The sequence below is a fragment of the Rhodanobacter fulvus Jip2 genome, assembly GCF_000264315.1.
In the GTDB taxonomy this organism is placed as follows: Bacteria; Pseudomonadota; Gammaproteobacteria; order Xanthomonadales; family Rhodanobacteraceae; genus Rhodanobacter; species Rhodanobacter fulvus.
In genome coordinates, this window is record NZ_AJXU01000033.1 from 13,790 (window position 1) to 35,444 (window position 21,655).

Annotated in this window: 18 protein-coding genes; 16 read left to right on the top strand and 2 right to left on the bottom strand. The window is 68.1% G+C overall.

Annotated elements, in window-relative coordinates:
• Positions 1-346: 346 nt before the first annotated feature.
• The 11 genes from UU9_RS08795 to ilvA all read left to right on the top strand — a co-directional run bounded on the left by UU9_RS08795 (position 347) and on the right by ilvA (position 12,996).
• On the top strand, positions 347-1,954 hold the full coding sequence (locus UU9_RS08795; protein WP_007081393.1) for a 2-isopropylmalate synthase: 1,608 nt from the start codon (positions 347-349) through the stop codon (positions 1,952-1,954).
• The gene (locus UU9_RS08800; protein ID WP_007081394.1) at positions 1,951-2,940 is read left to right on the top strand and encodes a branched-chain amino acid transaminase; all 990 of its coding nucleotides are present in this window, start codon (positions 1,951-1,953) and stop codon (positions 2,938-2,940) included. Before UU9_RS08795 ends, UU9_RS08800 begins: the two co-directional genes overlap by 4 nt.
• Positions 2,937-4,349, top strand: coding sequence for a 3-isopropylmalate dehydratase large subunit (gene leuC, locus UU9_RS08805; RefSeq protein WP_007081395.1), 1,413 nt, complete (start codon positions 2,937-2,939; stop codon positions 4,347-4,349). Before UU9_RS08800 ends, leuC begins: the two co-directional genes overlap by 4 nt.
• Entirely contained in the window at positions 4,346-4,927 is a 582-nt protein-coding gene (gene leuD, locus UU9_RS08810) for a 3-isopropylmalate dehydratase small subunit (RefSeq protein WP_007081396.1), read from the top strand. Before leuC ends, leuD begins: the two co-directional genes overlap by 4 nt.
• Positions 4,924-6,009, top strand: a complete 1,086-nt coding sequence (gene leuB, locus UU9_RS08815; RefSeq protein WP_007081397.1) for a 3-isopropylmalate dehydrogenase — start codon at positions 4,924-4,926, stop codon at positions 6,007-6,009. Before leuD ends, leuB begins: the two co-directional genes overlap by 4 nt.
• Before the next feature lie 36 nt (positions 6,010-6,045).
• A complete protein-coding gene (gene ilvD / locus UU9_RS08820; RefSeq protein WP_007081398.1) occupies positions 6,046-7,767 on the top strand; it encodes a dihydroxy-acid dehydratase in 1,722 nt (573 codons plus the stop codon).
• Positions 7,764-8,753 (top strand): ketol-acid reductoisomerase, encoded by a 990-nt coding sequence (gene ilvC, locus UU9_RS08825; RefSeq protein ID WP_007081399.1) that lies wholly within the window; start codon positions 7,764-7,766, stop codon positions 8,751-8,753. Before ilvD ends, ilvC begins: the two co-directional genes overlap by 4 nt.
• Positions 8,754-8,818: 65 nt before the next feature.
• Entirely contained in the window at positions 8,819-9,166 is a 348-nt protein-coding gene (locus UU9_RS08830) for a VOC family protein (protein WP_007081400.1), read from the top strand.
• Between the two features lie 107 nt (positions 9,167-9,273).
• A complete protein-coding gene (ilvB, locus tag UU9_RS08835) occupies positions 9,274-11,139 on the top strand; it encodes a biosynthetic-type acetolactate synthase large subunit (protein WP_007081401.1) in 1,866 nt (621 codons plus the stop codon).
• Between the two features lie 10 nt (positions 11,140-11,149).
• Positions 11,150-11,404, top strand: coding sequence for an acetolactate synthase small subunit (ilvN, locus tag UU9_RS08840; protein ID WP_007081402.1), 255 nt, complete (start codon positions 11,150-11,152; stop codon positions 11,402-11,404).
• Between the two features lie 2 nt (positions 11,405-11,406).
• On the top strand, positions 11,407-12,996 hold the full coding sequence (gene ilvA / locus UU9_RS08845; RefSeq protein ID WP_040670646.1) for a threonine ammonia-lyase, biosynthetic: 1,590 nt from the start codon (positions 11,407-11,409) through the stop codon (positions 12,994-12,996).
• A gap of 28 nt (positions 12,997-13,024) precedes the next feature.
• Here ilvA and UU9_RS08850 read toward each other — a convergent pair whose 3' ends face one another.
• Positions 13,025-14,146, bottom strand: coding sequence for a GGDEF domain-containing protein (locus UU9_RS08850; RefSeq protein ID WP_007081404.1), 1,122 nt, complete (start codon positions 14,144-14,146; stop codon positions 13,025-13,027).
• Between the two features lie 218 nt (positions 14,147-14,364).
• Between UU9_RS08850 and ubiA the strand changes: the two genes are divergently transcribed.
• Entirely contained in the window at positions 14,365-15,390 is a 1,026-nt protein-coding gene (gene ubiA, locus UU9_RS08855) for a 4-hydroxybenzoate octaprenyltransferase (protein ID WP_007081405.1), read from the top strand.
• A gap of 88 nt (positions 15,391-15,478) precedes the next feature.
• Here ubiA and UU9_RS08860 read toward each other — a convergent pair whose 3' ends face one another.
• Complete coding sequence (locus UU9_RS08860; protein WP_007081406.1) at positions 15,479-16,192, bottom strand: ComFC family protein; 714 nt, start codon at positions 16,190-16,192, stop codon at positions 15,479-15,481.
• 138 nt (positions 16,193-16,330) lie between these two features.
• Between UU9_RS08860 and UU9_RS08865 the strand changes: the two genes are divergently transcribed.
• From UU9_RS08865 to UU9_RS08880, 4 genes are all read left to right on the top strand, one after another.
• The gene (locus tag UU9_RS08865; protein WP_007081407.1) at positions 16,331-18,313 is read left to right on the top strand and encodes a multicopper oxidase domain-containing protein; all 1,983 of its coding nucleotides are present in this window, start codon (positions 16,331-16,333) and stop codon (positions 18,311-18,313) included.
• Between the two features lie 99 nt (positions 18,314-18,412).
• The gene (gene bioB, locus UU9_RS08870; RefSeq protein ID WP_007081408.1) at positions 18,413-19,453 is read left to right on the top strand and encodes a biotin synthase BioB; all 1,041 of its coding nucleotides are present in this window, start codon (positions 18,413-18,415) and stop codon (positions 19,451-19,453) included.
• 168 nt (positions 19,454-19,621) lie between these two features.
• Positions 19,622-20,815, top strand: coding sequence for an 8-amino-7-oxononanoate synthase (bioF, locus tag UU9_RS08875; RefSeq protein ID WP_040670648.1), 1,194 nt, complete (start codon positions 19,622-19,624; stop codon positions 20,813-20,815).
• Positions 20,816-20,841: 26 nt separating this feature from the next.
• Positions 20,842-21,655 (top strand): sulfurtransferase (locus UU9_RS08880; protein ID WP_007081410.1); only part of this gene is annotated, 814 nt, incomplete at its 3' end.

Genomic DNA, 21,655 nt, shown 5'->3' on the forward strand with positions numbered 1-21,655 from the left:
CTTCTGGACGTCCATACACCAGCGTTCGTTTGTCGGTGCACTCAATTACAAACGTAAGTGTTGACAAGCCAGAGGGTGTGCCGTACGGTCAACGACATGTCGCAGCGCAGCACACATCGCCGCATCACCGGAATGAATCATCCCGCGATGGTTGCTGGTCCGCCGCGATTGCGCGGCGCGCTCATCCTTGTCCTTGTACTCGTACTCCTTATTACCAACGGAGGTGCGGGCTGAGGGCATGTGTCCAGGTAGTTAGAAGATAACCTGATGACTCCCGAAGAACCCCGCACCCGGAAACGAATGCGGGGTTTTTTCATGCCCTTGGCACCGCCCCGCGGAGCCAGCGATGAATAACCAACCGGCAGCAACGAACGACAGCAGTGACGGCGAAGACGTGTCGCCCGATCGCGTATTGATCTTCGACACCACCCTGCGCGATGGCGAGCAGGCGCCCGGCTTCTCGATGGATCTGCACGCCAAGCTGAAACTGGCGCATGCGCTGGAAGAACTCGGCGTGGACATCCTGGAGGCCGGCTTCCCGCAGGCGTCGCCGGACGACTTCAACGCGGTGGCGAAAATCGCCCAGTCGTTGACGAAGACCACCGTCGCCGGCCTGGCCCGCTGCGTTCCCGGCGACATCGACAGCTGCGCCCGCGCGCTGGAGGGCGCGCGCCGCTCGCGCATCCACCTGTTCCTTTCCACCAGTCCGCTGCACCGCGAGCACAAGCTGGGCATGAGCAAGCAGCAGGTCGTGGAGGCCACCGTGCGCTCGGTCGAGCGCGCCCGCCAGCTGTGCCATGAGGTGGAGTTTTCCGCCGAGGACGCGCTGCGCACCGAGCCGGACTTCCTGGTCGAGGTGTTCAACGCCGCGGCCGCCGCCGGCGCCACCACGCTGAACGCCCCCGACACCGTCGGCTACACCACGCCGGCGGAGATGTTCGAGCTGTTCACCTACCTGCGCAAGAACGTGCGCAACGCCGAGAACCTGATCTTCTCCAGCCATTGCCACAACGACCTGGGCATGGCCGTGGCCAACAGCCTGGCCGCCGTCAGCGCGGGCGCGCGGCAGATGGAATGCACCATCAACGGCATCGGCGAGCGCGCCGGCAATGCCGCGCTGGAGGAACTGGTGATGGCGCTGAAAGTGCGCGCGCCACATTTCGGCGTCAGCACCGGCATCGATACGCGCAAGCTGTATCCCACCTCGCGATTGCTGACCCAATTGACCGGCCAGGGGGTGCCGCGCAACAAGGCGATCGTGGGCGACAATGCGTTCGCACACGAATCGGGTATTCACCAGCACGGCATGCTGAAGCATCGCGGCACCTACGAAATCATGCATCCGCAGGATGTGGGCATCGCCGAAACCAGTCTGGTGCTGGGCAAGCATTCCGGCCGCCATGCGCTGCGCGAGCGGCTGCAGAAGCTGGGCCACACGCCCGACGACGCCACCCTGGACGGCATCTTCGCCCGCTTCAAGATGCTGGCCGACCAGCGCCGTGACATCCACGACGACGACCTGCAGGCGCTGGCGCTGGGCCAGGATCCGGACACCACCGGCCCCTGGAGCCTGCTGCGGTTGAACGCCAGCTCGCAGCTGGGCGGCGGCAGCTCCACCGCGGTGACGCTGGTCCACGAGGATGGCCGCGAGGTCGCCGAAACAGGGGCCGGCGACGGCCCGGTCGACGCCGTGCTGCATGCCATCACCCGCGCCACCGGCACCGAGCTGGCGCTGACCCAGTTCCAGATCCGCGCGATGGGCGAAGGTGGCAATGCCCAGGGTCGCGCCGAACTCACCGCTCGCCACGGCAGCCTCGACTGGCACGGCAACGGCGTCAGCACCGACATCGTGGAAGCCGCCGCACTGGCCGCGCTGGCGATCGTCAACCGCATCGAACGGCAGGCTCCGGCCCGCTCGCATTCCGCACCGAAAGCACTGGAATCCACACCATGAGCACGCCTTTCATCTGGCACAACGGTCAGCTCAAGCCCTGGGCCGAGGCCAATGTCCACGTCAGCACCCACGCGCTGCACTACGGTTCCTCGGTATTCGAGGGCGAGCGCGTTTACGCGACCCATCGCGGGCCGGCGTATTTCCGGCTGGAGGACCACACCCGGCGCCTGTTCGAGTCGGCCAAGGTGTACGAGATCGAGATCGGCTACACCGAGGCGCAGATCAACACCGCCTGCATCGAGCTGATTCGCGCCAACCAGATGAAGTCGGCCTACGTGCGCCCGATCGTGTTCCGCGGCGCCGGCGGGCTGGGCGTGCTGCCCAAGGGCGAGGCGCCGGTGGACGTGGCGATCATGGCGCTGGACTGGGGCGCGTACCTGGGTGACGCGGCCGAACACGGCGCGAACGTGTGCGTGTCGTCGTGGAACCGGCCCGCGCCGAACACCATCCCCAGCTGGGCCAAGGCCGGCGGCAACTACCTCAACAGCCAGCTGATCGGGCTGGAGGCGCGCCGCGGCGGCTACGACGAAGGCATCGCGCTGGGCCACAACGGCCTGCTCAGCGAAGGCGCCGGCGAGAACCTGTTCCTGGTCAAGCGCGGCAAGCTGCTGACGCCGCCGTCCAGCGCCGGCATCCTGGCCGGCATCACCCGCGACACCGTGCTGACGCTGGCGGCCGACCTGGGCCTGAGCGTGGAAGAACGTGACCTGCCGCGCGAGGCGTTGTATACCGCCGATGAGATCTTCATGACCGGCACTGCCGCCGAGGTCACGCCGGTGCGCTCGGTCGATCGCAAGAACGTGGGCGACGGCACGCCCGGCCCGATCACCAAGGCCCTGCGCCAGGCATTTTTCGGCCTGTTCGACGGCCGTACCGAAGACCGCTGGAACTGGCTGAATGTTGTCGGTGACCGCGAAAACCAAGAACCGGCCGTCCACGGCCGGACTCCCCAGGAACAGCCAGCGTCGACTGGAGCCAACGCATGACCGCAAGAACCTTGTTCGAAAAAGTATGGGACGCCCACGTGGTGGCGCCCGAATCCACCGATACGCCCGCCGTGCTGTACGTCGACCTGCACCTGGTGCACGAAGTCACCTCGCCGCAGGCGTTCAGCGAATTGCGCCAGCGCGGCCTCACCCTGCGCCGCCCCGATCGCACCCTGGCCACGCTCGACCACTCCACGCCCACGCTGCCCACCGGCGCGGACGGCGTGCGGCCGTACACCAATGCCGCCGCCAAGGCGCAGGTGGAACAGCTGGAAGCCAACTGCACCGAGTTCGGCGTCACCCTGCATGGCTGGGACAGCGACCAGCGCGGCATCGTGCACGTGATCGGCCCGGAGCTGGGCGCCACCCAGCCGGGCATGACCATCGTTTGCGGCGACAGCCACACCTCCACCCATGGCGCGTTCGGTGCGCTGGCGTTCGGCATCGGCACCACCGAAGTGGGCCACGTGCTGGCCACCCAGTGCCTGCTGCAGCGCAAGCCGAAAACTCTGGCGATCCACGTGGACGGCAAGCTGCCGGCCGGCGTGGGCGCCAAGGACCTGATCCTGCACATCATCGGCAGCATCGGCGTCGATGGCGGTACCGGCTACGTGCTGGAATACCGCGGCCCGACCATCGAGGCGTTGTCGATGGAAGAGCGCATGACGATCTGCAACATGTCGATCGAGGCCGGTGCCCGCGCCGGCATGATCGCCCCCGACGAGACCACCTTTGCCTGGCTCAAGGGCCGCCCGCTGGCACCGCAAGGCGCGGACTGGGACGTCGCCGTGGCGAAGTGGCGCGCGCTGCGCAGCGACGAGGGCGCCAGCTACGACCGCGAGGTGCATTTCGACGCCAGCAAGATCGGCCCTACCGTCACCTACGGTACCCACCCGGGCATGGCCAGCGCGCTGAGCGCCAGCTTGCCCGAGCCGACCAACGCGCAGGAGCGCCGCGCCCGCGACTACATGCACTACGAGCCGGGCCAGTCGATGGAAGGCATGGCGGTGGACGTGGTGTTCATCGGCAGCTGCACCAACTCGCGCCTGCCCGACCTGCGCGAGGCGGCCAGCGTGCTGCGCGGCCGCCGCGTGGCCGACGGCGTGCGCATGCTGGTGGTGCCCGGTTCCGAGGCGGTACGCCGCGACGCCGAGCGCGAAGGCCTGCACCAGGTGTTTCTGGATGCCGGCGCCGAATGGCGCGTGCCGGGCTGCTCGATGTGCATCGCGATGAACGGCGACCTGGCCCAGCCGGGCCAGCTGGTGGTGTCCACCTCCAACCGCAACTTCGAGGGCCGCCAGGGCAAGGGCGCCCGCACCGTGCTGGCCAGCCCGGCCACCGCGGCCGCGTCGGCCGTGGCGGGCGTCATCGCCGATCCGCGCGTGTATCTGACGGAGGTTGCCGCATGAATCCGATTACCCGCCTGCAGTCGCGCACCGCCGTACTGACCGACGAAAACATCGACACCGACCGCATCATCCCGGCGCGCTTCCTCACCACCACGGTGCGTGAAGGCCTGGGCAAGCTGTGCTTCAACGACTGGCGCTACCAGAGCGACGGCTCCGACAACCCCGCCTTCCCGCTCAACCAGCCGCAGTCGCAGGGCTGCTCGATCCTGGTGGCCGGGCGCAATTTCGGCTGCGGCTCCTCGCGCGAACACGCGCCGTGGGCGCTGCTCGACTACGGCATCAAGGCCGTGCTGTGCAGCGAGATCGCGGACATCTTCCGCAACAACGCGCTGAAGAACGGCCTGCTGGCGATCGTGATCGCCGAAGAGCAGCACCGCTGGTTGCTGGACAACCCCGGCGTGGAACTGACCATCGACGTGCAGGCGCAGACGATCGCCCTGCCCGACGGCAGCAACGTCGCCTTCACGCTGGAGGCGTTCGCCCGCCACTGCCTGCTGAACGGCGTGGACCAGCTCGGTTTCCTGCTGCAGCACACCGACGCCATCGGCGATTTTGAAAAACAGGAGAAAGCGGCATGAAGGCACGCATCGTCACTCTGCCCGGCGACGGCGTGGGTCCGGAAGTCACCGCCGCGGCGGTCGCCGTGCTGCAGGCCTTGGCCGGCCACTACGGCCACGAGTTCAGCTTCGACGAACAGCTGATCGGCGGTTGCGCCATCGACGCCACCGGCGAGCCGCTGCCCGCCGCCACGCTGGCCGCCTGCCAGCAGGCCGATGCGGTGCTGCTGGGCGCCGTGGGCGGGCCGAAATGGTCCGATCCGAACGCGCCGGTGCGGCCCGAGCAGGGTCTGCTGGGCCTGCGCGCCGCGCTGGGCGTGTACGCCAACCTGCGTCCGTTGCAGGTGCACCCGGCGCTGGCCGACCTGTCGCCGCTGAAGAACGAGCGCCTGCAGGGCGTCGATGTGCTGTTCGTGCGCGAACTGACCGGTGGCGCCTACTTCGGCGCCAAGACGCGCACCGACGACACCGCCACCGACGAATGCAAATACACCGTGGCCGAAGTGGAACGCGTGGCCCGCCGCGCCTTTGCGCTGGCACGCGGTCGGCGCAAGCAGCTCACCTCGGTGGACAAGGCCAACGTGCTGGAAACCTCGCGCCTGTGGCGCAGCACGGTGCAGCGCATCGCCACCGAATTCCCGGACGTGAAGGTCGAGCACCAACTGGTCGACTCGATGGCGATGCTGCTGCTGAGCCAGCCCTCGCGCTACGACGTGGTGGTCACCGAGAACCTGTTCGGCGACATCCTCACCGACGAGGCCGCCGCGCTGGCCGGTTCGCTGGGCCTGTTGCCGTCGGCGTCGCTTGGCGAAAGCCGCGTGGGCCTGTACGAGCCGATTCATGGTTCGGCCCCGGACATCGCCGGCAAGGGCGTCGCCAACCCGGTCGGCACCATCCTCTCCGCCGCGCTGTTGCTGCGCCATTCGCTGCAACTGGAAGCCGAAGCCGTGGCGATCGAAGCCGCCATCGACCGCGTGCTGAACGACGGCCCGCACAGCCGCGACATCGGCGGCCAGGCCGGCACCCAAGACGTGCTGGACGCGGTGCTGCAGGCCCTGGACGGCTACGCCAGCGCCGCCCCTTCCCTGCGCTCGGCCGGCTGACCGGACGCCCCCTCCCCATGTCCTACTGGAACCGCCATGCGTAGTGATGCAATCAAGACCGGCCCCGATCGTGCCCCCGCCCGCGCCATGCTGCGCGCCACCGGCATGGATGACGACGCGATCAGGAAGCCGCTGGTCGCCGTGGTCCATACCTGGTCCGACGTCAGCCCGTGCAACCTCAACCTGCGCGATCTGGCCGCCGAAGTCGCCAAGGGCATTCGCGCCGCGGGCGGCACGCCGGTGGAGTTCAACACCATCGCGGTCACCGACGGCATCGCCATGGGCACGGCGGGCATGCGCTATTCGCTGGTGAGCCGCGAAGTCATCACCGACTCCATCGAGGCGGCCGTGGAAGGCCACATGTGCGACGCGATGGTGGTGTTGTGCGGTTGCGACAAGACCATCCCCGCCGCCGCGATGGCGATGGCGCGGCTGGATATCCCCGCGGTGGCGCTGTACGGCGGCACCATTGCGCATGGCCTGCACAAGAACCGCCCGATCACCATCCAGCAGGTGTTCGAAGCGGTTGGCGCGCACGGCGCCGGCAAGATCGATGATGCCGAACTGCTCTCCGTGGAGCGCGACGCCTGCTGCGGCGCCGGCGCGTGTGGCGGCCAGTTCACCGCCAACACCATGGCCATGGTGTTGACCACCCTCGGCCTCTCGCCGATGGGCTTGAACGACATCCCCGCCACCCATCCGGACAAGCTCAAAGCCGCGCAGCGCTGCGGCGAGCTGGTGATGGAATGCCTGCGCGAGGATCGCCGTCCCAGTTCGATGTTCAACCGCACCGCGCTGAGCAACGCCGCGCGCATGGTCGCCGCCACCGCCGGCTCCACCAACGCCGTGCTGCACCTGCTGGCGATCGCGCGCGAAGCCGGCGTGCCGTGGACGCTGGAAGACTTCCAGCCCGCATCCGAGAACACTCCGGTGATCTCCGACCTGCTGCCCGGCGGCCAGTACACCGCGGTCGAGCTGTTCGACGCCGGTGGCATCGCCCGCGTGGCGCAGGAGCTGATCGCCGCCGACATGCTGCAGGACGCGCCCACCGTCACCGGCCGCACGCTGTTTGCCGAAGCCGCCGATGCGCCGCGGTTCGAGGACCAGCACGTGGTGTTCCCGGTCAGCGCGCCGATCAAGCCGCGCGGCGGCTATTCCATCCTCTACGGCAATGTGGCGCCGGAAGGCTGCATCCTGAAAATTCCCGGCAAGAACAGCGCCGGCCATGGCGCCACCCACTTCGAAGGCACCGCACGCGTGTTCGAAAGCGAGGAAGCCTCGTTCGCCGCCGTGCAGGAAGGTCGCGTCGTGAAGGGTGACGTGGTGGTGATCCGCAACGAAGGCCCCGCCGGCGGCCCCGGCATGCGCGAGATGCTGGGCGTCACCGCCGCGCTGATCGGCCGCGGCCTGGGCGACGACGTGGCGCTGATCACCGACGGCCGCTTCTCCGGCGCCACCCACGGTTTCATGGTGGGCCACATCGCGCCCGAAGCGGCACGCGGCGGCCCGATCGCGCTGTTGCGTGACGGCGACCACGTGCGCATCGACGCCAACACCCGCGAAATCGTCACCGATGCCGACCTCGACGGCCGCCGCGCCAGTTGGCAGCCGCCCGAGCCCAAAGTCACCCGCGGCGTACTGGCCAAGTACGCGCGGCTGGTTGGTTCCGCCTCCGACGGCGCCAACACCCATCCCGATACGGCGGTGCAGACGCCCGCCCACACCAACAAACCAACCAAAGCAGGAGTTACCGCATGAGCAACAACGACACCCTGGGCAACGCCCGCATCGCCATTCTCGGCTACGGCAGCCAGGGCCGCGCCCACGCCCTCAACTTGCGCGACTCCGGCCTCGACGTCGTCGTCGGCCTGCGCAAGGGCGGCCCGTCGTGGGAGAAGGCCAGTGCCGAAGGCTTCAAGGTGGCCGAGCCGGGCGAGGCGGTGAAGGGTGCCGACCTGGTCGCGGTGCTGACGCCCGACATGGTGCAGGCAGACGTCTACACGCAGAGCATCGAGCCGAACATCAAGCCCGGCGCCGCGCTGCTGTTCGCGCACGGCTTCAACGTGCACTTCAAGCGGATCGACCCGCGCAAGGACATCGACGTGATCCTGGTGGCGCCCAAGGGCCCCGGCGCGCTGGTGCGCACCGAGTATGAGCGCGGCCGCGGCGTGCCCAGCATCTGGGCGGTGTACCAGGACGTGTCCGGCCAGGCCGAGGCCAAGGCGCATGCCTATGCCAACGGCATCGGCGGCGGCCGCGCCATGCTGATCAAGACCGACTTCAAGGAAGAGACCGAGACCGACCTGTTCGGCGAGCAGGCCGTGCTGTGCGGCGGCGCCTCGTCGCTGGTGCAGGCCGGCTTCGAGACCCTGGTTGAAGCGGGCTACCAGCCGGAAATCGCCTACTACGAAGTGCTGCACGAACTGAAGCTGATCGTGGACCTGTTCTACGAAGGCGGCATCACCAAGATGCTGCAGTTCGTGTCCGAGACCGCCCAGTACGGCGACTACGTCAGCGGCCCGCGCGTGATCGACGCCGGCGTCAAGGCGCGCATGAAGGACGTGCTGACCGACATCCAGAACGGCACCTTCGCGCGCAACTGGATCGCCGAGCACGAAGCCGGCCTGCCGAACTACAACAAGTTCAAGAAGGCCGACCTGGAGCACCCGATCGAAGTGGTGGGCGCCAAGCTGCGCGCCCGCATGCCGTGGCTGCAGCCGGAAACGGCGAAGCAGGCAGGCTGATCGACGTCCCGTTCCCCGGTTCGCCGGGGAACGGAGCGGCAATATTTTTCCACCGGGGACATGACGTGAAACGTTTTCACATTGCGCTGGCGGTTCGCGACCTGGCCGAGTCGATCGACGACTACAGCCGGCGACTGGATGCCCCGCCGAGCGCCGTCGTTGCCGGCAAGTACGCGATGTGGCGTACCGACCTGCTCAACTTCTCCATCAACCAGATGCCGGAGCGTGCGGGCCAGTTGCGCCATATCGGCTTCGAGGACGACCTCGCCGAAGGCTTCTCCAGCACCACCGACGTCAATGGCCTGATGTGGGAAAGCTTCTGCGCGAAGGAACAGGATCAGAAGATCGCCGAGATCTACGGCGTTCCGGTCAGGTCAGGACGACCACCACGGGAATCGACCTCCCACTCATGACACAAGCGTTGGGGTGACCGGTGCGTCGCACCGCCACCGCATCGCGTCCAAGCACCCGGCGGCTGCCGGCCATGCCAAGGAACCGCACCATCGTGAATGCACAACTGATGAATACCCAGTCCACCCCGGCGTCCGCCGGCAACCTGCACCCGCTGGCGGCGAAGTCGATGAGCGGCGCCGAGGTCATCGTGCAGGTATTGGCGGACGAGGGCGTCGACGTGATGTTCGGTTATTCCGGCGGCGCCATCCTGCCGGTCTACGACGCCGTATTCCGCTACAACGCCACCCATCCCAACGACGACGGCAGCGAGCCGTTGCCGCTGATCGTGCCGGCCAACGAGCAGGGCGCGGGTTTCATGGCGGCCGGGTACGCGCGCGCGTCCGGCAAGGTCGGCGTGGCCGTGGTCACCTCCGGCCCCGGCGCCACCAACATGGTCACGCCGGTGCGTGATTCGATGGCCGACTCGATCCCGCTGGTAGTGATCTGCGGCCAGGTCGGCGTCGCCGCCATCGGCAGCGACGCATTCCAGGAGGCGCCGGTCAGCACGATCATGGGCGCCTGCGCGAAGCACGTGTTCCTGGTCACCGATGCCAGCGTGCTGGAGGCCACCTTGCGTACCGCGTTCGAGATCGCCCGCAGCGGGCGGCCCGGGCCGGTGGTGGTGGACGTGCCCAAGGACGTACAGAACACCGCGCTGACCTTTGCCGGCCAGGGCCAGCTGCCCATTCCCGGCTATCGCGCGCGGCTGCGCAACGTGCAGTCGGCGCAACTGGACGATGCCGGTTGCGCCAGCTTCTTCGAGGCGCTGGCCAAGGCCGAGCGTCCGCTGATCTACGCCGGCGGCGGCGTGATTGCCTCCGGTGCCGCCGAGGCGCTGCGCGGCTTCGTGGCCGATTTCGGCCTGCCGGTCACCACCACGCTGATGGGCCTGGGCGCGTTCGACACCACCGATCCGCTGGCGCTGCACTTCCTGGGCATGCACGGCACCGCCTACGCCAACTACGCCGTGGAAGATTGCGATTTCGTGCTGACCCTGGGCGCGCGCTTCGACGACCGCGTGGCCGGCGTGCCGGACAAGTTCGCTCCCCGCGCGAAATTCATCGCCCAGGTGGACATCGATCCGGCCGAGATCGGCAAGGTCAAGACGGTGGACTGGCACCACATCGGCGACCTGCGGCGCACGCTCGAGCGCCTGCGCGAGTACGGCGCGGCGCACGGCATCCAGCCGCGGCAGGACGGCCGCTACGCCGCCTGGCACGCGCACATCGCCGAGCTCAAGCGCGTGCATGCGCTGAACTACGACCACGACAGCGAGCTGATCCAGCCGTACGCGGTGATCGAGGCGATCAACCGCATCACCGACGGCCGCGCCATCATCAGCACCGGCGTGGGCCAGCACCAGATGTGGGCGGCGCAGTATTTCGATTACCGCGCGCCCCGCCACTGGCTCAGCTCCGGCTCGATGGGCACGATGGGTTTCGGCCTGCCCGCGGCCATCGGCGCGCAGTTCGCGCGGCGCGACGCCACCGTCATCGACATCGATGGCGACGGCAGCATCCGCATGAACCTGGGCGAGCTGGAAACCGTCACCACCTACGGCCTGCCGGTGAAGATCGTGCTGCTCAACAATCGCGGCGACGGCATGGTGCGGCAGTGGCAGAAGCTGTTCTTCAAGGGCCGCTTCGCCTCCTCCGACAAGAGCCTGCACACCAAGGATTTCATCAAGGCCGTGCAGGCCGACGGCTTCACCTGGGCGCGCCGGCTGGAGCGCAAGGAGGAACTGGCTGACACCATCGCCGAGTTCCTGGCGTTCGAAGGCCCGGCCTTCCTGGAAGTGATGATCGATCCGGACGCCGGCGTCTACCCGATGGTGGGCCCGGGCATGTCGTACGCCCAGATGATCACCGGTGATTTCATCGCCTCGCGGCAGCGCGCCGCCGGCGACGAAACCCTTCGCAACGACATGTTTTGAGCCAATGCCCATGAACGCCGTCACGCAACACACGCTTACCATCATGCTGCAGAACGAAACCGGCGCGCTGGTACGCGTGGCCGGGCTGTTCGCCTCGCGCAGCTACAACATCGACTCGCTCAACGTGGCCGCCACCGCCGACCCGGCCATCTCGAAGCTGGTGCTCAGCATCCGCGGCGACGACCAGGCCGTGGTGCAGATCGTGCGCCAGACGCGCAAGCTGATCGACGTGCTGGAAGTCAGCCACCAGGCAACGGCGGACTGATGATGAATGCCGTCACCAGCAAGGCGCCGGTGCAACCGGACGGGGTGCCCTCGTTGTCCGACGAGGAGTTGTTGCGGCGCATGTACGCCGCGCGCGTATACGACGTGGCGCGTGAGACGGCGTTGCAGCCGGCACCGCTGCTGTCGACCCGCTACGGCCGGCCGGTGGCATTGAAGCGCGAGGATCAGCAGCCGGTCTTTTCGTTCAAGCTGCGCGGCGCCTACAACAAGATGAGCCGGCTCGATCCGCCCCAGCGTGCCTGCGGCGTGATCGCCGCGTCCGCCGGCAACCATGCCCAGGGCGTGGCGCTGGCAGCGGCGAAGCTGGGCATCCACGCGGTCATCGTGATGCCGGTGACGGTACCCAAGGTCAAGCTCGACGCGGTGCGCCGCATCGGCGGCGATTCGGTCGAGGTGGTGTTGTGCGGCAACTCGTACAGCGAGGCCCAGGCCGAGGCGCTGCGCCTGCAGTACGCCCACAGCTACACCGTGGTGCACCCGTTCGACGATCCGGACGTGATCGCCGGCCAGGCCACCATCGGCCTGGAGATCCTGCGCCAGCACCCGGGTCCATTGGAGGCGGTGTTCGTGCCGGTTGGCGGCGGTGGCCTGCTGGCTGGCGTGGCGGCCTGCATCAAGTCGCTGCGCCCGGAGGTCAAGGTCATCGGCGTGCAGGCGGCCGACTCCGATGCGATGGCCCGCTCGCTGGAAACCGGCGAACGGGTGACGCTGGACGAAGTGGGCCTGTTTTCCGACGGCACCGCGGTGAAGCAGGTCGGCGTACGCACCTATGCCCTGTGCAAGCGTCACGTCGACGCCATGCTGCGGGTCGACACCGATGCGATCTGCGCCGCCATTCGCGACGTGTTCCAGGAAACCCGCAGCGTTCCCGAACCCGCCGGCGCACTGGCGCTGGCCGGGCTCAAGCAATACCTCACCGAGCAGAAGGCCGCGGGCGAACAGAGCGAGGGCGCGCTGGTGGCGATCGTCTCCGGCGCCAACATGAATTTCGATCAGCTGCGCTTCGTGGCCGAGCGCGCCGAAGTCGGCGAGCAGCACGAAGCCGTGTTCGCGGTGACCGTGCCCGAGCAACGCGGCAGCTTCCGCCGGTTCTGCGCCACGCTGGGCGATCGCAGCATCACCGAGTTCAACTACCGCGTCGGCGACGCACGGCTGGCGCACATCTTCGTGGGCGTGCAGACCACCGGCCGGAACGAACGCGAGGCCTTGATCGCCGCCTTCCACGCGCAGGATTTCGGCGTCCTCGACCTCACCGACGACGAGCTGGCCAAGCTGCATCTGCGCCACATGGTGGGCGGTCGCTCGCCGCTGGCGCAGGACGAGCAGCTGTACCGTTTCGAATTCCCCGAGCGCCCCGGCGCGCTGACCCGCTTCCTGGGCCACATGCATCCGGACTGGAACATCAGCCTGTTCCACTACCGCAACCAGGGCGCCGATTACGGCCGCATCCTGGTCGGCATCCAGGTGCCGCCGGACGAACGCGAGCTGTTCCAGCGCTTCCTCGAGACGCTGGGCTACCCGTATCGCAACGAGAGCGACCACAGCGCCTACCGGCTGTTGCTGCAGGGCTGACCCGCGCGGGCCGATCAGGGAGGCTCGATCAGAACAGGTCGATGCTTCCCGCCGCCGCGCCGCCGGGAGCCAGCAGGCCCTGCGCCGTCAGCGCCTCGAAACCGTGCACACAATTGCGCCCGTGCTCCTTGGCGAAGTACAGCGCCTTGTCGGCGCGCTCGAGGATGGTGGCGGGGTAGTCGTGCTCGCCGATACGCGCATAGCCGATGCTGACGGTGACGTGCTCCACCTGCGGAAAGACGTACTCGGCCATGCGCAGGCGGAACCGCTCCAGCACGCTGCGCACGATGGTTTCGTCGTGCGCCGCCAGAAGGATCACGAACTCCTCGCCGCCGAAGCGGAACAACACGTCTGACTGGCGGAAACAGGCACGCATCTGCTGCGCCAGCAGCAGGATCACCTCGTCACCGTAGACATGGCCGTAGCTGTCGTTGATGCGCTTGAAATGGTCGATATCGAGGATGGCCAGCCAGACCTCGTCGCGCGCGGGAGGGCCGGCATGGCGGCGCTCGTCCAGCGCCTCGGTGGTGATCGCCGCCGGGTCCGGCTGCAACAGGCGTTGCAGGTGCCGCTCGAACGTGCGGCGGTTGTACAAGCCGGTCAGCTTGTCGCGCTCGCTCTCGTTGAGCAACGCGGTGTAATTGGCATAGATGCGCGCAAAGCCGGCGACCAGTGGCAGGCTGTCGCCGCAGGGCACCTCGCTTTCCAGCTGCAAGGCGCCTACCGCGCGGCCTTCGGAAAGTATCGGCACGATCAGCCAGTGCAGCCCTTCGGCGCCCTGTTCCTCATGCGCGTCCAGCCGCCCCGGTCCCTCGCGCAACAGGCGCAGCGACGGGTCATTCGGCGCTGGCTCGAACGCCCGCAACGCATAATGGCCATGGGCGCCCACCGTGCAGCGCACCACGGTGCGCAGCCGGCCATGGCTGTCGGTGGTGTATTTGCCCAGCGACACGCTGCGCACCGAGGTCAATTCGGCCAGCGACAGCACCAGGCTGTGATCGAGCGCATCGACGTCGCGGTGATGGGTGAACGCCGCCACGGAGTCGAGCAGGCGGGAATGCGCCAGCAACCGGGACGCGTCGACGGGCTCGACGTTGGCTGCGCCCGATGCCGCCTGGTTCTCCCGCCCGGAGCATTCGCACTCGACCATCACTCCTCCCGAACTCCAAGGCGCCATCCGCCCAAGGCCAGATGTGGCGGAGGCCGAACCGGTGGGCCTGAGTATGTATCGGCCGTTCGTCATGACGCTTTAGGGCGACCATGGTCGACGCCAGCGTGTTTTCGTCGTCGATCAACGCTGCGGGCAGCGCCGCAGCGGGCGTGCGGCGCGGCACAGCCATGGCACCGGGCTCGGGCTAAACTTCGCCCATGGCTCCCACGTCCCGCAAGCGCCGCCCGCAGAAAGCCGCCCCCTCGCCAACCCCCCGCCCGCGCCCCGGCGCGGCGGCGCGACCGCGCGCGAAGGCGCCGCGTCCGGCCGACAGTTCCACCACGGCCACGCGGGTGCTGAACTGGCTGCTGCGCCGCTGGCCGGCGCGCCACCGCGAGAAAGCGCTGGATTACCTGGTGCTGACCCGCATGGACCGCCCGATCGGCGCGCTGCTGCTGCTGTGGCCGACCTGGTGGGCGCTGTGGTTGGCGGCGGGCGATTTCCCGTCATGGCAGCTGCTGGTCATCTTCACCCTGGGCGTGTTCGCGATGCGCGCCGCCGGCTGCGCCATCAATGATTACGCCGACCGCCAGCTCGACCCGCAGGTGGCCCGCACGGCGGGGCGGCCGATTGCCGCCGGCCGGGTCACGCCGCGCGAGGCGCTGCTGGTGGCCGGCGCGCTGCTGGCGGTGGCGTTCGTGCTGGTGCTGTTCACCAACCGGCTGACCATCGAATTGTCCTTCGTGGGCGCGGCGCTGGCGGCGCTGTACCCGTTCACCAAGCGCTATACCTACATGCCGCAGGTGGTGTTGGGCGCGGCGTTCGGCTGGGCGATTCCGATGGCGTTCGCGGCCACGACCGGCACGGTGTTACCGGTGGGCTGGCTGCTGTTCATCGGCAACATCCTGTGGTCGGTGATCTACGACACCGAATACGCGATGGTCGACCGCGAGGACGACCTCAAGGCCGGCGCCAAGTCCACGGCGATCCTGTTTGGCGATGCCGACGTGCCGATCCTGGGTGTGCTGATGAGCACGTTCCTGCTGGCGATGCTGTTTGTCGGGCAACGCGCCGCCCTGGGCTGGCCGTTCTGGCTGGGCTTGCTGGTTGCCGCAGGCTTGTTCGCCTACCAGTTGTGGCTGATCCGCGACCGCCAGCGCGACGCCTGCCTGGCCGCCTTCCGTCACAACAACTGGGTCGGGCTGGCGCTGTGGATCGGCATCGTGCTGGCGCTGGCAATGTAGGAGCGCACCCTGTGCGCGAGCTCTTGCTTTTGCGAATCCCGAATCCCGAATCCCAAATCCCACAAAAGCATCGCGCACAGGTGCGCTCCTACGGGTTGCCGGCCCGCGCCAGCGCCCAGACGTCGACCCTTTGCACGCCCGCACGTTTCAGCACGCGGGCGCATTCGGCCAGGGTGGCGCCGGTGGTCATCACGTCATCGATCAGCGCCACGTGCGGCGCCAGCACCACACCCCCGTGCAGCGCAAAGGCGCCACGCACGTTGCGCCTGCGACCTACCGCATCGAGCTCGGTCTGCGCCTCGGTGCGGCGCACGCGCTGGATCGAATCGACGCATAGCGGCAGGCGCAGTTCGCGTGCCAGCGGTCGCGCCAGTTCCAGTACCTGGTTGTAGCCGCGCTGGCGCAGGCGGCTGCGGTGCAGCGGCACGGTCACGATCTGCTGTGGCAATGCCACGGGTCGGCTTTCGTGCCGCCACAGGCTGGAGAGCACGCGGCCGGCAGCCAGGTCGGCGCCGAATTTGAAGCGTGATTCCAGCCGGTTCAACGGCCAGCCGTAGCGAAACGGCGCCCACGCGGCGTCCCATGGTGGCGACCGCCGCTGGCATTCGCCGCACAGCGCGGCGGGTGTGGCCAACGGCAGGGCGCAGCGGGCGCAACAGCTCTGGTTGCGCGGCAACTCCTTGCGGCAGTCGGCACACAAGTCCATGCCGTGCGCGCCCGCGCCGCCGCACAGCAGGCAGCGCAGTGGCAACAGCCAGTGCAGCAGCAGCGGCCAGGATCGCTGGCGATGGGTCGTGTCCATGTACCTACCGTTCCGGCATCGCTCGATGGTAGCGGCAAAAGCCGGCTCGCATCGATTGCACGTTCACGGTCTACACTTGATGATCGATGGGTACGCAGCGCCGCGTACCCGTCCTCTCTACCCACTCAGGAGGCCTGAATGATCTCGTCGCACGACAACCAAGCCGCTCCGTCGACCTGGCCAACACTTGCCGGTACCGCGCTGCGTGTGGCCTTCGGCGTGATCTGGGCGGTAAGCGCCGCGCTGACCTGGACCGATGGCTTCGCCGATCACTACGTGGGCTACCTGCACAACGCCGCCACCGGCCAGCCGGCGTGGTCAGCCTGGTGGTTCCAGATGTGGATCGCCCTGGTGACGCCGAACGTGGGTCTGTTCGTATGGGCCACACGGATCGCCGAGACCTTGCTGGCGCTGGCCTTGCTGCTGGGCTTCGCGCGCAAGATCACCTATGTCGTGGGCATTCTTTTCAGCCTGCTGATCTGGAGTACCGCCGAGGGTTTCGGCGGACCGTATTCGGTGGGCGCCAACAACATCGGCGCGGCGATCAGCTTCGTGCTGATTTTCGCCGCCCTGATCGTGATCAACCTGCGCGCCGGCCCCAGCCCGTACAGCGTCGATTACCTGATCGAGAGCCGCTGGCCAAGCTGGCGCCGGTTTTCCGAATGGAACAGCCGTGTACCGCTGGAGCAGGTGCAGCACCTGTCCTGGCGCGTGCAGGGGCCGGCGCTGGCTGGCGTGCTGCTGCTGGTGGCGCTGCTGCTGGCCGGCCTGCACAGCGCGCTGAACGTGCGCAGCGCCAGCCCCGCCGCCGCCGCCGCCGCGGTGACGCCGCTGTCACTGGCTTCCACCCAGCCGATCAAGCAGGCGCGTGATGCGCGCCTGCCGCCACTGCAGCCGGGCGACAGCGTGGACGTGCACATCACTTCCAGCGACGACACGGTGGAGATCGCCAGCGGTGTGCAGTACCAGGCCTGGACCTTCGGCAAGACCGTGCCCGGCCCGGTGATCCACGTGCGCCAGGGGCAGACGGTCAACGTCACCCTCACCAACCGCGGCACCATGCAGCACTCGATCGACTTCCACTCGGCCATCACGCCGCCGAGCCTGCATTACGTGGACATCATGCCGGGCGAGTCGATCACCTTCTCGTTCGTGGCCAAGGTGCCGGGCGCGTTCCTTTATCACTGCGGCACGCCGCCGGTGTTGCTGCACATCGGCAACGGCATGTACGGCGCGATCATCGTCGACCCGGCCGAGCCGCTGCCGCCGGCCGCCGAGAGCTACGTGCTGGTGCAGGGCGAGTGGTACACGCAGCAGGTGTCCGGCACGCTGATGGCGGGCAATTACGAGAAGATGCAGCAGATCCGTCCCGACGAAGTGGTGTTCAACGGCGCCGCGTTCCAGTACGTGCAGCATCCGTTGACCGCCAAACCGGGCGACCTGGTGCGCCTGTATGTGGTGAACGCCGGCCCGAACCTGTGGAGCGCGTTCCACGTGATCGGCGCGATCTTCGACAAGGTCTACCCCGGCGGCAACCCGGCGCAAGCCATCGACGGCGTCTCCACCTACACGGTGGGGCCGGGCGAGGGCGCGGTGTTCGACCTCACGCTGGACGAGGCGGGCCACTATCCGTTCGTGGATCACTCGATGGCGCACGCCGTGCTCGGCGCGCAAGGCATCCTGGAGATCGCCGCGCCGGGCGAGGCGCTGGCCAAGCCGCAGATCACCAAGGCACCGGTGGATGAGAACGCCGCGCCGCCGCCGGCGGCCACCGGGCCATACACGTTCGATCCGGCCCACGGCGCGCAGCTCTACGGCACCTATTGCGCGGCCTGCCATCAGCCCACCGGCCTGGGACTGCCCGGTGCCTTCCCGCCACTCAAGGGCAACCCCGCCGTGCTGAGCGCGGATCCGACCAAACAGTTGGACGTGATCCTGCACGGCCTGCATGGCGAAGCCATCGATGGGGTCAGCTATCCCAGCGCGATGCCGCCGTTCGCCGCCAGCCTCAACGACGCGGATATCGCCGACATCGCCAACCACGAGCGTATTTCGTGGGGCAACCAGGGCAAGCCGGTGACTGCCGAGCAGGTGAAGGCGGTACGCGACGCCAGTAAATAGTGTCGCGGGCAGCCGCCTCGTCAACCTTGGTAGTTCATTCCAGGTTGACGAGGCGGCGAGCCCCGCCCACACTTCGCGGCCTCTGCCCTGGAGTCCGCCATGCCTGCTGCCGTCCGCCACGACTGGACCCGCGACGAGGTCGTCGCGCTGTTCGCCCTGCCGTTCAACGACCTGCTATTCCGCGCGCACGCCGTGCACCGCGAACACCACGATCCGAACGCGGTGCAGGTGTCGACCTTGCTGTCGATCAAGACCGGCGGCTGTCCCGAGGATTGCGCCTATTGCCCGCAGGCGGCGCGCTACGACACCGGCGTGCAGGCGCAGAAACTGCTGGAAATCGACGAGGTGCTGCAGCGCGCCCGCGCCGCGAAGGATGCGGGCGCCAGCCGCTTCTGCATGGGCGCAGCATGGCGCGGACCGAAGGATCGCGACATCCCCAAGGTCGCCGCTATCGTGCGCGCGGTGAAGGATCTGGGGCTGGAAACCTGCGCCACGCTGGGCCTGCTGGGTGATGGCCACGCACAGGCGCTGAAGGATGCGGGGCTGGATTACTACAACCACAACATCGACACCGCGCCCGAGTTCTACGGCGAAATCATCCACACCCGCGACTACCAGGATCGCCTGGTCACGCTGGAACAGGTACGCGATGCCGGCCTGAAAACCTGCTGCGGCGGCATCGTCGGCATGGGCGAGACGCGCGAGCAGCGCGCCGGGTTGCTGCAGGCGCTGGCCAACCTGCCCGCGCATCCGCAGTCGGTGCCGATCAACCAGTTGGTACCGGTGCCCGGCACGCCGCTGGCCAATGCCGAGCCGCTGGATCCTTTCGAGTTCGTGCGCGCCATCGCGGTGGCGCGCATCCTGATGCCGCGCTCGATCGTGCGCCTGTCGGCCGGTCGCCAGCAGATGGATGACGCGGTGCAGGCCTTGTGCTTTTTCGCCGGCGCCGGCTCGATCTTCCTGGGCGACAAGCTGCTCACCACCGGCAATCCCGATGTGGCCGCCGATCACGCCTTGTTTCGCCGGCTCGATCTGCATCCGATGGAGGTTGTCGAACAGGCGAACACGGTGCATGCCGATATCGCCGAGGGTGTGGCGGCGAGTTGCGGGCAGGGTTGCGGTTGCAGTGCGGCAGCGTAGGAGCAAGAGCACCCCTCCCCAGCCCTCCCCTGCGACCGAAGGAAGTCCCTTTGGGGCAAGCAGGGGAGGGAGCAAAGCGCGCATGCGGGTGCGAGGGAGCACGCGGCTCTGCTCCTCCCCCTGCTCGCAGGGGGAGGTTGGGAGGGGGTTGCTCTTCGCCCTGGCTTCATGACCCGTCCAAACTTGCTCCACCGCCTCGCCACCCTCACCGCCGAACGCGAATCCGGCCAACTGCTGCGCCGCCTGCGCACGATCGACCACGCGGATGGTCCCTGGCTGGAAAGCGGCGGCCGGCGCCTGCTGTCATTCTGCAGCAACGACTACCTGGGCCTGGCGCAACACCCGCAGCTCATCGCCGCGTTCAAGCGCACGGCGGACGATGAAGGCGTGGGCAGCACGTCCGCTCACCTGATCTGCGGCCACCGCCGCGAACATGCCGCACTGGAAGAAGCCCTGGCCGCATGGACCGGGCGCGATCGCGCGTTGCTGTTTTCCACCGGCTACATGGCCAACCTTGGCGTGTTGCAGACACTGCTCGCGCGCGGCGACCTGTGCCTGCAGGACAAGCTCAACCACGCCTGCCTGCTGGATGGCGCGCAGCTTTCCGGCGCCGAGCTGAAACGCTATCCGCACGCCGACGTGGCCGCGGCGGCACGCCAGTTTTCCAGCCGTGGCGGCGCCGCCGCACTGCTGGCCACCGACGGCGTATTCAGCATGGATGGCGACGTGGCGCCGCTGCGCGAACTGGCCGATCTGTGCGCGCGCGAACAGGCCACCTTGATGGTCGACGATGCCCACGGCCTGGGCGTGCTGGGCAGCGATGGCGCCGGCAGTCTCAGCGCGGCCGGTCTGGGCCAGCATGAAGTGCCCGTGCTAATGGCCACGCTGGGCAAGGCGCTGGGTTGCGCCGGCGCGTTCGTGGCCGGTTCGGCCTCGCTGATCGACGGCCTCACCCAACTGGCCCGACCGTACATCTACACCACCGCGATGCCGCCGGCCGTGGCCGCCGCTGCGCTGGCCGCGGTGCAACTGGCGCAGTCCGAAACGTGGCGTCGCGAAAAACTCGCCGCCAGCATCGCCCGCTTCCGCCGCGGCGCGGCCGAGCTGGGCCTGCCGCTGCTGCCGTCATCCAGCGCGATCCAGCCGTTGTTGCTGGGCGACGCCGACACCGCCGTGGCCGCCTCGCGCCATCTGGAACAGCACTGCCTGTTGGTCGGCGCGATCCGCCCGCCCACCGTCCCCGCCGGCAAGGCGCGCCTGCGCATCACGCTGTCGGCAGCCCATGACGACGCCCATGTCGACCAGCTGCTGGCCGCGCTGGAAACCCTGCCCGCGCCGGCCGCTTCGCCCCGCCGCGTATAATTGCCGGCTTGCTTGCGAAGTTTTCCATGTCGATCGTCAACATTGCCGCCTACAAATTCATCCGCCTGGACGACCTGCCCGGGCTGCGCGAACGCCTGCGCGAGTGCTGCGAATCGGCCGCGCTGAAGGGCACCATCCTGCTGGCGCCCGAAGGCATCAACCTGTTCCTGGCCGGCGGCCGCGAGGGCATCGACCAGTTCCTGGCGCAGCTGCATGCCGATCCGCGCTTTGCCGACATGGCGATGAAGGAATCGCTCTCCGACAGCGTGCCGTTCGGCCGTCTGCGGGTACGCCTGAAACGCGAAATCATCAGCATGCGCCAACCCGCGATCCAGCCCGAGGGCGGCCGCGCGCCCGCCGTCGACGCGCCCACGCTGCAACGCTGGCTGTCGAGCGGTCGCGACGATGCCGGCCGCGACGTGGTGTTGCTGGATACCCGCAACGATTACGAAATCGCGCTGGGCCGCTTCAGCGGCGCGGTCGACTACGCACTAGCCAATTTCACCGCCTTCCCCGCCGCCATCGCCGCCGATCGCGATCGCTACGCCGGCAAGACCGTGGTGTCGTACTGCACCGGCGGCATCCGCTGCGAGAAAGCCGCGCTGCATATGCAGGCGCTGGGGATGGAACATGTTTACCAGCTCGAAGGCGGCATCCTGAAATACCTGGAACAGACCGACGGCGCGCATTGGCAGGGCGACTGTTTCGTATTCGACGGACGCGTGGCGGTGGACAAGTGGTTGCTGCCTTCATCGCCGCTTGCCGAACCATCTGGCGATGAAGCCGTATCGAAGCCAGAACTGCCCCCTCTCCCCTCCGGGGAGAGGGCTGGGGAGAGGG